The sequence below is a fragment of the Streptomyces sp. NPDC001594 genome (assembly GCF_042893675.1).
Taxonomy (GTDB): domain Bacteria; phylum Actinomycetota; class Actinomycetes; order Streptomycetales; family Streptomycetaceae; genus Streptomyces.
In genome coordinates, this window is the sequence record NZ_JBIAVB010000011.1 from 311,545 (window position 1) to 323,892 (window position 12,348).

Genomic DNA, 12,348 nt, shown 5'->3' on the forward strand with positions numbered 1-12,348 from the left:
AACGCCCGCCCCTGTACGGAGCATCCTGACCCGACACTCGCACTTACCGGAGAAGCAACTGCCGCACATCCGGGACACTCTGCGCATTCTGTGACGGCCCGGGGAAAGGACGCGACGCCATGTCGGAGGCTGCATCCGCCCGGAGCCGGCTGACGGCCGACCGGGCCGCCGGGATCGGCCCGCTCGAACCGATGCTGAGGGAATGGCTGCCCACGCAGCGCTGGTTCGCGGGAAAGGGACGCGGGATCGGCCGCCTCAGGCCCGTCTCGGCGGCCGAGCTGCTGCCCCCGGGCTCCGTCCCGGGACTGCTGCACCTGCTGCTCGACGTGGACGGGGACTGCTACCAGCTGCTGCTGGGCATCCGCCCCACCCCGCTGCCGCCCGCCCTCGCCCCCGCCCTGATCGGCCACGCCCGGTCCGGCCCGTACGCCGGCAGCGCCGTGTACGAGGCCCTGGGCGACCCCCGGCTCGCCGCCCTGCTGCTGGAGCGGCTGCGCTCCCCCGGCACCCTGGGGCCGCTGCGCTTCGACCGGGACCCGGACACTCCGATCGCACCGGGGCTCACCCCCCGCCCGCTGTCCGGGGAACAGACCAACTCCTCGCTGATCTACGGGGATTCGTACATCCTGAAGGTCTTCCGCCGGGTCGGTCCCGGGATCAACCCGGACCTGGAGCTGCCCAGAGCGCTCGCCGCCGCCGGCTGCGCCCGGGTGCCCGCCCCCGTCGCCTGGTACGAGGCCGCCGCGGGCGGAGGAGAACCGTTGACCCTGGGCGTGCTCCAGCCCTACCTGCGCGGCTCCGACGACGGCTGGCAGCTGGCCCTGCGCCGGCTCGGCGCCGGCGCCGACTTCACCGCCGAGGCGCACGCCCTGGGCCGGGCCACCGCCGAGGTGCACAGCGCCCTGGCCGACGCCCTGCCCACCGTGGCCCTGGGCCCCGAGCAGACCGCCCGGCTCGCCGCCGGGATGACCGCGCGGCTGGCCGCCACCGCCCGCGAGGTGCCCGCACTGCGGCCGTTCGAGGCCGGGCTGCGCGGGGCCTTCGACGCCCTGGCCGCCTCCCGGGGCTCCGGGGTGCCCGCCCAGCGGATCCACGGGGACCTGCACCTGGGGCAGACCCTGCGCACCGCCGACGGCAGCTGGGCCCTGATCGACTTCGAGGGCGAGCCCGCCCGCCCCCTGGCCGACCGCCGCCGCCCCGAACCGGCCGTCCGCGACATCGCCGGCATACTGCGCTCCTTCGACTACGCCGCCCGCTCGCACCGGCCCTTCGCCCCCGCCTGGGCGGACGCCTGCCGGGCCGCGTTCTGCGAGGGCTACGCCCGTACCACCGGCCGCGACCCGCGCGAGGACCCCGTCCTGCTGCGCGCGTACGAGACCGACAAGGCCGTGTACGAGGCCCGCTACGAGTTCCGCCACCGCCCCGACTGGCTGCACGTCCCGATGGCGGCCATCCGCCGGCTGTCGGCGCCCGACCGCCCCGCCCACCGCATGCCCCCGCCCCTGCCCGGCACCACCCCCCATCCGAAGCCCCCGAGGAGGCCGCTCCCGTGAGCGCCGCACGACAGCCGTCACCGACCGTCCGCGAGGAAGCCGCAGCGGCCGCGGAAGCCGCGAAACGCCCCCGCGCCCCGCGTGCCCGCCGCACCGCCCCGCCGCACGGGGTCCGGCCCGCCCCCGCGCTGGAGGCGGGGGAACGGGCCCGGCTGCTGGAGGGCCGCCACCACGACCCGCACGCGCTGCTGGGCGCCCGTGCCCAGCGGGGCGGGGTGGCCTTCCGGGTGCTGCGCCCGTACGCGAAGGCCGTCACGATCCTGGCGAAGGGGCTGCGGGCCGAGCTCCTCGACGAGGGCGACGGGCTCTTCTCCGGGCTCCTGCCGCTGACCGGGGTGCCGGACTACCGGCTGCTGGTGACGTACGACAAGGACGAGATCGAGGTCCACGACCCGTACCGGTTCCTGCCCACCCTCGGGGAGCTGGACCTGCACCTGATCGGCGAGGGCCGGCACGAGGAGCTGTGGACGGCGCTGGGCTCGGAGGTCATGGAGCACCAGGGGGTGGCCGGCACCCGGTTCACGGTGTGGGCGCCCAACGCGCAGGGCGTGCGGGTCACCGGGGACTTCTCGTACTGGGACTCCGTGGCGTACCCGATGCGCTCGCTCGGCTCGACCGGGGTGTGGGAGCTGTTCCTGCCGGGGGTGGGCGAGGGGACCCTGTACAAGTACGACATCACCGGCCCGGACGGCGGCCACACCCTGCGCGCCGACCCGATGGCCCGCCACGCGGAGGTCCCGCCGGCGAACGCCTCGGTCGTCACCGCCTCCCGGTACGAGTGGGGCGACGAGCGGTGGATGGCCGCGCGCGGGCTGCGCCCGGCGCACCAGTCCCCGATGTCGGTGTACGAACTGCACCTGGCGTCGTGGCGGCCGGGGCTGAGCTACCGCAGCCTGGCCGAGCAGCTGCCCTCGTACGTCAAGGAGCTGGGCTTCACGCACGTGGAGTTCATGCCGGTCGCCGAGCACCCCTTCGGCGGCTCGTGGGGCTACCAGGTGACCGGCTTCTACGCGCCGACCTCGCGGCTGGGCACCCCGGACGACTTCCGGCTGCTGGTGGACTCGCTGCACCGGGCCGGGATCGGGGTGATCGTCGACTGGGTGCCGGCGCACTTCCCGCGTGACGCGTGGGCGCTGGCGGAGTTCGACGGGCGGCCGCTGTACGAGCACCAGGACCCGCGGCGGGCCGCGCACCCGGACTGGGGGACGCTGGAGTTCGACTACGGGCGCAAGGAGGTCCGCAACTTCCTGGTGGCCAACGCCGTGTACTGGTGCCAGGAGTTCCACGTGGACGGGCTGCGCGTGGACGCGGTGGCCTCGATGCTGTACCTGGACTACTCGCGCGGCGAGGGCGACTGGTCGCCGAACGAGCACGGCGGCCGGGAGAACCTGGACGCGGTGGCGCTGCTCCAGGAGATGAACGCGACGCTCTACCGGCGCTGCCCGGGCGTGGTGACGATCGCCGAGGAGTCCACGGCCTGGGACGGGGTGACGCGGCCGACGGACTCGGGCGGGCTGGGCTTCGGGCTGAAATGGAACATGGGCTGGATGCACGACACCCTGCGCTACGTGTCGAAGGAGCCGGTGCACCGCAAGTACCACCACCACGACATGACCTTCGGGATGGTGTACGCGTTCAGCGAGAACTACGTGCTGCCGATCTCGCACGACGAGGTGGTGCACGGCAAGCGGTCGCTGGTGTCGAAGATGCCGGGCGACTGGTGGCAGCAGCGGGCCACGCACCGGGCGTACCTGGGGTTCATGTGGGCCCATCCGGGCAAGCAGCTGCTGTTCATGGGGCAGGAGTTCGCGCAGGGGTCGGAGTGGTCGGAGACCTACGGGCCGGACTGGTGGGTGCTGGACTCCTCGTACCCGGCGGCCGGGGACCACCGGGGGGTGCGGGAGCTGGTGCGCGACCTGAACCGGGCGTACACGGCGGCGCCGGCACTGTGGGAGCGGGACTCGGTGCCGGAGGGCTTCGCGTGGGTGGAGGCGGACGCCGCCGACGACAACGTGTTCGCCTTCCTGCGGTACGCGGGCGACGGCTCGCCGCTGCTGTGCGTGTCGAACTTCTCGCCGGTTGTCCGGCACGGCTACCGGCTCGGGGTGCCGGAGGAGGTCCCGCTGTGGCGGGAGGTCCTCAACACGGACCGGGAGGTGTACGGCGGGAGCGGCGTCCACCACGACCGCCCGCTGCGCCCGGAGCCGGTGCCGGCCCAGGGCCGCGAGAAGAGCCTGCGGATGACGCTCCCGCCGATGGCGACGCTCTGGCTCAGGCCCTGACGAGCGCCTCCTCCAGCTCCTGGAGGAGGCGACGCTTGGGGCGGGCGCCGACGAGCTGCCGGACGGGCTCGCCGTCGCGGAAGAGGAGCATGGTCGGCATGGACAGCACCCCGTAGCGCGTCACGGCGCCGGGGTTGGTGTCCGCGTCGATCTGCACGACCTTGAGCCGCCCGGCCTCCTCCGCCGCCACGGCGGAGAGGACGGGGGCGAGCTGGCGGCAGGGGCCGCACCAGTCCGCGGTGAACTCCACCAGGACCGGGCGGTCCCGTTCGGCCAGCACCTCCGCCGCGAAGTCGGCGTCGGTCACCTCGGCCACTCCCTTGGCGTGGATCATCGTGTTCCCCTCTCCCAGCCGGTCATCTCGCAGCCCGGCTGTGCCTGTCCGGCGGCCTCCTCGGCCGCCGCCAACTGGTGCGCGACCTGCTCGCGTACGTCCGCCAGCCGGCCGATCAGCCCGTCGAGCTCGGCGAGCTTGCGGCGGTAGACGGCGAGCGAGGCGGGGCAGCTGTCGCCGGCCGGGTGGCCGTCGCGCAGGCAGTCGACGAACGGGCGGGTGTCCTCCAGGTCGAAGCCGAAGTCCTGGAGGGTGCGGATCTGGAGCAGGAGCCGCAGGTCGTCCTCGTCGTAGTCGCGGTAGCCGTTGCCGGTCCGCCGGGCGGTCAGGAGACCGCGCGATTCGTAGTACCTGAGCGTGCGGGTGCTGGTCCCGGCCCGTTTCGCCAGTTCGCCGATGCGCATGGCCCGACCGTATTCCTTGACGCCGACGTCAGGGAAAGGGGTCGCGGGAGCGGGTGGGTTCGGGGCCCTCGCCACCCCCGTATGCGAGGGCCCCGATATGGATCACGTACGGCGTGGGGGTGCGGTTCACGGTGTGTGGCGGGGATCACGCGGCGGGTCCGGGAAAGGTTCCCGGATCGGCGTGGCCGGATCCGTACGCTGTGAATGGATCTTCCGCGCATCCGATTACCGGACAGTCGCCGGAAAAACCGCATAAAGTCATGAACTCCCTAGGACTTTCCTACGAGTTATTGGCTTGTTTGAATGGTCTGTAGTCGGCACGGCTCGGCCACTCCTACCGTGTGCCGTGTGCACTCCAGCCCACCTTTCAATGCCCCCGCCGCGCGCCGCCTGCGCGCGGCCCTGGGCATGGCGCCCGGTCATGTCGCCTACGGCCTGCGGGCCCAGTACGGCCTGCTCGTCGCACCCGAGACCGTGACGGCCTGGGAGCGGGGCGAGCAGTCGCCCAGTTCCACCGAGCTCACCGCCCTCGCCGGCGTGCTCTGGTGTTCCCCCGGGGAACTGCTCGCCGAGCCCGTCACCCTGCGGGAGCACCGGCTGGCCCGGGGCATGGACCCCGAGGACCTGGCCCGCCGGGTCGGGGTGGAGCCGGGCGCGTACCTGAAGATGGAGGAGAGCGGCCGCTGGAAGGGCAACGAGCGCCAGTCCGCCGCCCTCGCCTCCGCGCTCAAGCTGAGCCTGGCCCAGTTCGTGGGGGTGACGGGCCGGCAGGAGGAGCTCGACGGGCTGCTGCGCAGCGCGGCGACCACCCGCTGGCAGGCGTACGTGAAGCCGCTGGCCAAGCTGCTGCCGGTGCCGAAGGCCCATCTGGAGCGGGTCCTGGAGCTGCTCTACAACGAGTACCAGCAGCGGATGGTGGCCACGGTCAGCTGGGGCGGCGGTGAGAGCTCGACCTGGACCGGCGACGCCGGCCGGGAGTACCTGGAGGCGATCTCGGAACGGTTCTGGTCGCTGACCGGCGGCGCGTGAGAAGGGCCCTTCGGCACGGAACCGGGGACGGAGGTCCCGGTGCGCCGGGGCCCGGGGCCCGGCCGGACCGGGGCGCCGGCGGCCCGGCCGGACGGGGCTCGGGCCACCGCCGGACCGGGGCGCGGGGCCGGTCAGAAGACGGACTCGGCCTCGTACATCCGGTCGTCGGGGACCCGCTTCAGCTCGGTGACGGCCTCGGCCAGCGGGGCCATGACGATGTCGGTGCCGCGCAGGGCTGTCATGTTGCCGAAGTCCCCGCGGTGCACGGCCTCGACGGCGTGCCAGCCGAAGCGGGTGGCCAGCACGCGGTCGTAGGCGGTGGGCACGCCGCCGCGCTGGACGTGGCCGAGGATGACCGGGCGGGCCTCCTTGCCCAGGCGGTGTTCCAGCTCGACGGCCAGGCGGTTGCCGATGCCGGCGAAGCGCTCGTGGCCGTACGCGTCGATGGCGCCCTTCTCGTAGGGCATGGAGCCCTCGGCGGGGTGCGCGCCCTCGGCGACGCAGACGACGGCGAACTTCTTGCCGCGGGCGAATCGTTCCTCCACCATCTTCACCAGGGCGTCCACCTCGAAGGGCCGCTCCGGCAGGCAGATGCCGTGGGCGCCGCCGGCCATGCCGGACTCCAGGGCGATCCAGCCCGCGTGGCGGCCCATGACCTCGACCACCATCACGCGCTGGTGGGACTCGGCGGTGGTCTTGAGCCGGTCGATGGCCTCGGTGGCGACGGTGACGGCGGTGTCGAAGCCGAAGGTGCGGTCGGTGGCGGAGATGTCGTTGTCGATGGTCTTGGGGACGCCGACGACCGGCATCCCGGCCTCGGAGAGCATCCGCGAGGCGGTCAGGGTGCCCTCGCCGCCGATCGGGATCAGGGCGTCGAGCTGGTAGCGGCGCGCCAGTTCCGCCGCGTTCTCGGCGGCCTCGTGCAGCCGGGCGCGCTCCATGCGCGCCGAGCCGAGGATGGTGCCGCCGCGGGCCAGGATGCCGCTGACGGCGTTGATGTCCAGGGGGCGGTAGTGGCCGTCGAGGAGTCCCTTGAACCCGTCCTCGAAACCGATGACCTCGTCGCCGTGGCCGACCACCGCGCGGTGTACGACCGAGCGGATGACGGCGTTCAGGCCGGGACAGTCGCCGCCTGCGGTGAGAACTCCGATACGCATCGCCTTGTGTCTCCTGCTCGTGGTCGCACGTGAGGGTGGTCGTATTGATCCCAGGTGTCCGATTGTTCCATGGCGCGGGGGTGCCCCGCGCTCCGCACTACTCCGCCCACCAGGCCTTTCGTCCCGGCCTCCCGGGCCTTTCTTCCGGCGGGCGCTTTATCCACTGACCGGGGTATTGTCAAGAGGTCGAGTCCGACCAATACCGCCAGACCAAAACCGACAGCCACAGCATGGACGGAGAGCACGCGTGACGCGCAGCGTGTATGTGACCGGGATCGAGCGGGGGGACGGCCGCCAGGTCGTCGAACTGGGCATCATGGAGCTCCTGACCCGGCAGACCGCCCGGGTCGGCGTCTACCGTCCCCTGCTGCACGACGCGCCGGACCGCCTCTTCGACCTGCTCAGGGCCCGCTACCGGCTCGACCAGGACGCCTCCGCCGCCTACGGCATGGAGTACGGGGAGGCCGCCGCGGTCCTGGCCGAGAAGGGCACCGACGAGCTGGTCTCCCGGCTCGTGGACCGCTACCACCGGGTGGCCCGGGACTACGAGGTCATGCTGGTCCTCGGCACCGACTACGCCGACACCAACCTCCCCGACGAGCTGGCCCTCAACGCCCGCCTCGCCAACGAGCTGGGCGCGGTCGTCATCCCCGTCGTGGGCGGCAACAAGCAGCCCGCCGACGGGGTGCGCGCCGAGGCCCAGAGCGCCTACCGGGCCTACGAGACCCTGGGCTGCCACGTGGTGGCGATGGTGGTCAACCGGGTCGCCGCGGCGGACCGGGACTCCATAGCCGAGCGGCTCGCCGCCCGCCTGCCGGTGCCCTGCTACGTCCTGCCGGACGACAAGAACCTCTCCGCGCCGACCGTCGCCCAGATCACCCGGGCCCTCGGCGGCGAGGTGCTCCTCGGCGACGACGCCGGGCTGGCGCGCGACGCCGTGGACTTCGTCTTCGGCGGCGCGATGCTCCCGAACTTCCTGGCCGCCCTGACCCCCGGCTGTCTGGTGGTCACCCCCGGGGACCGCGCCGACCTGGTCGTCGGAGCGCTGGCCGCGCACACCTCCGGCACCCCGCCGATCGCCGGCGTCCTGCTGACCCTGGGCGAGCGCCCGGGGCAGGACGTCCTGACCCTCGCCTCGAAGCTGGCGCCCGGCACCCCGGTGGTCTCGGTGGCCGGCAACAGCTTCCCGACGGCCGCCGAACTCTTCTCGCTGCAGAGCCGGTTGAACTCCGCGACCCCGCGCAAGCTGGAGACCGCGCTCGGCCTCTTCGAACGGCACGTGGACACCGCCGAACTGCGCGGCCTGCTGTCGGTGGCCCGCTCCGAGCGCGTCACCCCGATGATGTTCGAGCACGAGCTGCTGGAGCGGGCCCGCTCCGAGCGGCGGCGCGTGGTCCTGCCCGAGGGCACCGAGGAGCGGGTGCTGCGCGCCGCGGACGTGGTGCTGCGCCGGGGGGTCTGCGACCTGACCCTGCTGGGCGAGGAGCAGGCGATCCTCAAGAAGGCCGCCGACCTGGGCGTCGACATCTCGGGCGCGCAGCTCATCGACCCGGCGGCCTCCCCCCTGCGGGAACGGTTCGCCGAGTACTACGCGCGGGCCCGCGCCCACAAGGGCATGACCGTCGAGCTGGCCCACGACGTGGTCACCGACGTCAACTACTTCGGCACGCTGATGGTCCAGGAGGGGCTCGCCGACGGGATGGTCTCCGGCTCGGTGCACTCCACCGCCGCGACCATCCGCCCGGCCTTCGAGATCATCAAGACCAAGCCGGAGGCCTCGATCGTCTCCTCCGTCTTCTTCATGTGCCTGGCCGACCAGGTCCTCGTGTACGGGGACTGCGCGGTCAACCCGGACCCGAACGCCGAGCAGCTCGCCGACATCGCCGTCCAGTCGGCCGCCACGGCCGCGGCCTTCGGCGTCGAGCCGCGGATCGCGATGCTCTCGTACTCCACCGGCACCTCCGGCTCCGGCGCGGACGTGGAGAAGGTCCGCAAGGCCACCGAGACCGTCCGCGAACAGCGTCCGGACCTGCTGATCGAGGGCCCGATCCAGTACGACGCGGCCGTGGAGCCCTCGGTGGCGGCCACGAAGCTGCCCGGCTCCGAGGTGGCCGGCCGGGCGAGCGTGCTGATCTTCCCGGACCTGAACACGGGCAACAACACGTACAAGGCCGTGCAGCGTTCGGCGGGCGCCGTCGCGGTCGGCCCGGTCCTCCAGGGCCTGCGCAAGCCCGTCAACGACCTCTCGCGCGGGGCGCTCGTGCAGGACATCGTCACCACGGTGGCGATCACCGCGATCCAGGCCCAGTCCCAGGGCGCGGCAGGGCCCACCGCCTGACCCGCCGCCCGCCCCGCCCGCCTCCCCTCCCCCGCATCCCTCCGTTCGAAGGAAAGACACCCGCCGTGACCGCAACGCGCGTCCTCGTCCTCAACTCCGGCTCCTCGTCGGTCAAGTACCAGCTCCTCGACATGGCCGACTCCTCCCGGCTCGCCGTCGGCCTGGTGGAGCGGATCGGCGAGGAGGGTTCGCGCCTGGTGCACGAGGCGCTCGCCGGGCCGGGCGCCGAGGGCGGCAGGCGTGAGCGGACCGGGGCGATCGCGGACCACGCGCAGGCGCTGCGGGCGGTGGCCGAGGAGCTGGCCGCGGACGGTCTGGGCCTGGACTCCCCCGAACTGGCCGCCGTGGGGCACCGGGTGGTGCACGGCGGGACCCGGTTCACCGCCCCGACGGTGATCGACGACGAGGTGCTGGCGGAGATCCGCAGCCTGATCCCGCTGGCCCCGCTGCACAACCCGGCGAACGTGACCGGCATCGAGGTGGCCCGCGAGCTGCGCGCGGACCTGCCGCAGGTGGCCGTCTTCGACACGGCCTTCCACTCGACGATGCCGGAGCACGTGGCCCGGTACGCGATCGACGCGGCGACCGCCGAGAAGTACTCCATCCGGCGGTACGGCTTCCACGGCACCTCCCACGCCTACGTCTCGCGGGCCACGGCCGCGCTGCTGGGCAAGCCGGTGGAGGAGGTCAACGTGATCGTGCTGCACCTGGGCAACGGGGCCTCCGCCTCGGCCGTTCGCGGCGGGGTGTGCGTGGAGACCTCGATGGGGCTGACCCCGCTGGAGGGGCTGGTCATGGGGACCCGCTCGGGGGACCTGGACCCGGCGGTGGTCTTCCACCTGGCGCGGGTGGGCGGGCTGTCGGTCGACGAGATCGACTCGCTGCTCAACAAGAAGAGCGGTCTGCTGGGTCTGTGCGGCGACAACGACATGCGCGAGGTGACCCGCCGGGCGGGCGAGGGCGACGAGGCGGCGCGCCTGGCGCTGGCGGCGTACGCGCACCGGCTGAAGAAGTACATCGGCGCGTACACGGCGGTGCTGGGCCGGGTGGACGCGGTGGTGTTCACCGCCGGCGTGGGCGAGAACGCGTCGGTGGTGCGGAAGGCGGCGATTTCCGGCCTGGAGGGGCTGGGGCTCGCGCTGGACCCGGAGGCGAACGCCGCGCGCTCCGCGCAGCCCCGGCTGATCTCGCCGGCTTCCGCCCGGGTGGCGGTGGCCGTGGTGCCCACGGATGAGGAGCTGGAGATCGCCACCCAGGCGTACGCGCTGGTTACCCAGTAGTCACTTGGACTTTCCACCAGACGGAATATTCCGCTACGAAACAAACGGATAGGATCCGCTTCATGCGCCGTTCCAAAATCGTCTGCACGCTGGGCCCCGCCGTCGACTCGTATGAGCAGCTGAAAGCACTCATCGAGGCAGGTATGAACGTGGCCCGATTCAACTTCAGCCACGGTACCCAGGCAGAACACCAGGAGCGGTACGACCGCGTCCGGAAGGTCTCCGAGGACACCGGTCGAGCGGTCGGCGTACTCGCCGACCTCCAGGGTCCGAAGATCCGTCTGGAGACTTTCGCCGAGGGTCCCGTCGAGCTGGTGCGCGGTGACGAGTTCACCATCACCACCGAGGACGTCCCGGGCGACAAGTCCATCTGCGGCACCACCTACAAGGGCCTGCCGGGCGACGTCGCCAAGGGTGACCAGATCCTGATCAACGACGGCAACGTCGAGCTGCGGGTGACCGAGGTCGAGGGCCCCCGGGTCAAGACCATCGTCATCGAGGGCGGTGTCATCTCGGACCACAAGGGCATCAACCTGCCGGGTGCCGCCGTGAACGTCCCCGCCCTGTCGGAGAAGGACGTCGACGACCTGCGCTTCGCCCTCCGCATGGGCTGCGACATGGTCGCCCTGTCCTTCGTCCGCGACGCCAACGACGTCAAGGACGTCCACCGGGTCATGGACGAGGAGGGCCGCCGGGTCCCCGTCATCGCCAAGGTGGAGAAGCCGCAGGCCGTCGAGAACATGGAGGCCGTGGTCGCGGCCTTCGACGCGGTCATGGTGGCCCGCGGCGACCTGGCCGTCGAGTACCCGCTCGAAAAGGTCCCGATGGTCCAGAAGCGGCTCATCGAGATGTGCCGCCGCAACGCCAAGCCGGTCATCGTCGCCACCCAGATGATGGAGTCGATGATCACCAACTCCCGCCCGACCCGCGCGGAGGCCTCCGACGTCGCCAACGCCATCCTGGACGGCGCCGACGCGGTCATGCTCTCCGCCGAGTCCTCGGTGGGCGCCTACCCGATCGAGACCGTCAAGACGATGTCGAAGATCGTCACGGCGGCCGAGGAGGAGCTCCTCTCCAAGGGCCTCCAGCCGCTGGTCCCGGGCAAGAAGCCGCGTACCCAGGGCGGCTCCGTCGCCCGCGCGGCCTGCGAGATCGCCGACTTCCTCGACGGCAAGGCCCTGGTCGCCTTCACCCAGTCCGGCGACACCGCCCGCCGCCTGTCGCGCTACCGCGCCCAGCAGCCGATCCTGGCGTTCACCACCGACGTGAACACCCGCAACCAGCTCACCCTGAGCTGGGGCGTCGAGTCCGCCGTCGTCCCGCACGCGGACAGCACCGACGCCATGGTCGACCTGGTCGACGCCGAGGTGCTGAAGCTCCAGCGCTTCAACGAGGGTGACACCATGATCATCACCGCCGGCTCGCCCCCCGGCGTCCCGGGCACGACCAACATGGTCCGCGTCCACCACCTCGGCGGCACCGGCCGCGACTGAGGCCCCCCGGCCACCCGACTCTGCCGCACAGAGACCGAGGGCGGCACCCCGGCCCCCTGAAAGGGACCCGGGGTGCCGCCCTCGGCATGTTCGGCCACTTGGATACCGGCCAGTAGTTTCGGCCGGAAAGCGCACTACCGACGGTAACGTGACCATGAAACCCTGGGAGTGCCTTGGGGGAAGGCAATAGGGGCAGCGCATCTGACCAGTGCGCTGGGCAATCCACCATCTCTGCTCGGCCGTGCCAGCATGCGACGCCACGGCCGTACGTGCGCGCCTTCCTTCGGGCTGACCAGTAACCCTGAAGATAGGCACATACGTGCAACATCTCATCCCCACGCGCCGCAGAAGCAAAGGCATCCAAGAAGCCGTCCGAAGAGGTCGGGTCTGGTGCAGGTTCGGGTGACAGGTTGAGTCACGCGGCTTGGAGGGCCGGTGTGGTCATGACGATCTCGAATTCGACGGGGGTCAGTCGGCC

General features: G+C 72.2%; 9 protein-coding genes. 6 read left to right on the forward strand and 3 right to left on the reverse strand.

The annotated features are described in order from the left end of the window. The first annotated feature begins 119 nt into the window (after positions 1-119). Together ACFY0O_RS23305 and glgB are read left to right on the forward strand one after the other, a co-directional pair. The gene (locus ACFY0O_RS23305) at positions 120-1,553 is read left to right on the forward strand and encodes a maltokinase (protein ID WP_388949428.1); all 1,434 of its coding nucleotides are present in this window, start codon (positions 120-122) and stop codon (positions 1,551-1,553) included. Then, the gene (gene glgB / locus ACFY0O_RS23310) at positions 1,550-3,835 is read left to right on the forward strand and encodes a 1,4-alpha-glucan branching enzyme (RefSeq protein ID WP_388949430.1); all 2,286 of its coding nucleotides are present in this window, start codon (positions 1,550-1,552) and stop codon (positions 3,833-3,835) included. Before ACFY0O_RS23305 ends, glgB begins: the two co-directional genes overlap by 4 nt. On the opposite strand, the gene trxA is transcribed toward glgB, so the two are convergent. Together trxA and ACFY0O_RS23320 are read right to left on the reverse strand one after the other, a co-directional pair. Further along, positions 3,825-4,169 (reverse strand): thioredoxin, encoded by a 345-nt coding sequence (gene trxA / locus ACFY0O_RS23315; protein ID WP_388949432.1) that lies wholly within the window; start codon positions 4,167-4,169, stop codon positions 3,825-3,827. The genes glgB and trxA overlap by 11 nt on opposite strands. Further along, positions 4,166-4,573, reverse strand: a complete 408-nt coding sequence (locus ACFY0O_RS23320) for a MerR family transcriptional regulator (RefSeq protein ID WP_388949435.1) — start codon at positions 4,571-4,573, stop codon at positions 4,166-4,168. Before ACFY0O_RS23320 ends, trxA begins: the two co-directional genes overlap by 4 nt. 303 nt (positions 4,574-4,876) lie before the next feature. Between ACFY0O_RS23320 and ACFY0O_RS23325 the strand changes: the two genes are divergently transcribed. Continuing rightward, positions 4,877-5,602: an XRE family transcriptional regulator gene (locus tag ACFY0O_RS23325; RefSeq protein WP_388949436.1), complete on the forward strand. Its 726-nt coding sequence runs from the start codon at positions 4,877-4,879 to the stop codon at positions 5,600-5,602. Between the two features lie 131 nt (positions 5,603-5,733). On the opposite strand, the gene ACFY0O_RS23330 is transcribed toward ACFY0O_RS23325, so the two are convergent. Beyond that, positions 5,734-6,759, reverse strand: a complete 1,026-nt coding sequence (locus ACFY0O_RS23330; RefSeq protein WP_358892334.1) for an ATP-dependent 6-phosphofructokinase — start codon at positions 6,757-6,759, stop codon at positions 5,734-5,736. Positions 6,760-7,006: 247 nt separating this feature from the next. Between ACFY0O_RS23330 and pta the strand changes: the two genes are divergently transcribed. From pta to pyk, 3 genes are all read left to right on the forward strand, one after another. Then, complete coding sequence (gene pta, locus ACFY0O_RS23335; protein ID WP_388949438.1) at positions 7,007-9,097, forward strand: phosphate acetyltransferase; 2,091 nt, start codon at positions 7,007-7,009, stop codon at positions 9,095-9,097. Positions 9,098-9,162: 65 nt separating this feature from the next. Then, the gene (locus ACFY0O_RS23340; protein WP_388949440.1) at positions 9,163-10,377 is read left to right on the forward strand and encodes an acetate kinase; all 1,215 of its coding nucleotides are present in this window, start codon (positions 9,163-9,165) and stop codon (positions 10,375-10,377) included. 62 nt (positions 10,378-10,439) lie between these two features. Continuing rightward, positions 10,440-11,870: a pyruvate kinase gene (pyk, locus tag ACFY0O_RS23345; protein ID WP_358892337.1), complete on the forward strand. Its 1,431-nt coding sequence runs from the start codon at positions 10,440-10,442 to the stop codon at positions 11,868-11,870. The last annotated feature ends 478 nt before the right edge of the window (positions 11,871-12,348 follow it).

What these genes read in the sequence shown, in the direction of transcription:
- pyk (WP_358892337.1), top strand. Translation starts at nt 10,440, where the DNA reads ATGCGCCGTTCCAAAATCGTCTGCACGCTGGGCCCCGCCGTCGACTCG.
- ACFY0O_RS23330 (WP_358892334.1), bottom strand. Translation starts at nt 6,759, where the DNA reads ATGCGTATCGGAGTTCTCACCGCAGGCGGCGACTGTCCCGGCCTGAAC.
- ACFY0O_RS23325 (WP_388949436.1), top strand. Translation starts at nt 4,877, where the DNA reads ATGGTCTGTAGTCGGCACGGCTCGGCCACTCCTACCGTGTGCCGTGTG.
- trxA (WP_388949432.1), bottom strand. Translation starts at nt 4,169, where the DNA reads ATGATCCACGCCAAGGGAGTGGCCGAGGTGACCGACGCCGACTTCGCG.
- ACFY0O_RS23320 (WP_388949435.1), bottom strand. Translation starts at nt 4,573, where the DNA reads ATGCGCATCGGCGAACTGGCGAAACGGGCCGGGACCAGCACCCGCACG.
- ACFY0O_RS23305 (WP_388949428.1), top strand. Translation starts at nt 120, where the DNA reads ATGTCGGAGGCTGCATCCGCCCGGAGCCGGCTGACGGCCGACCGGGCC.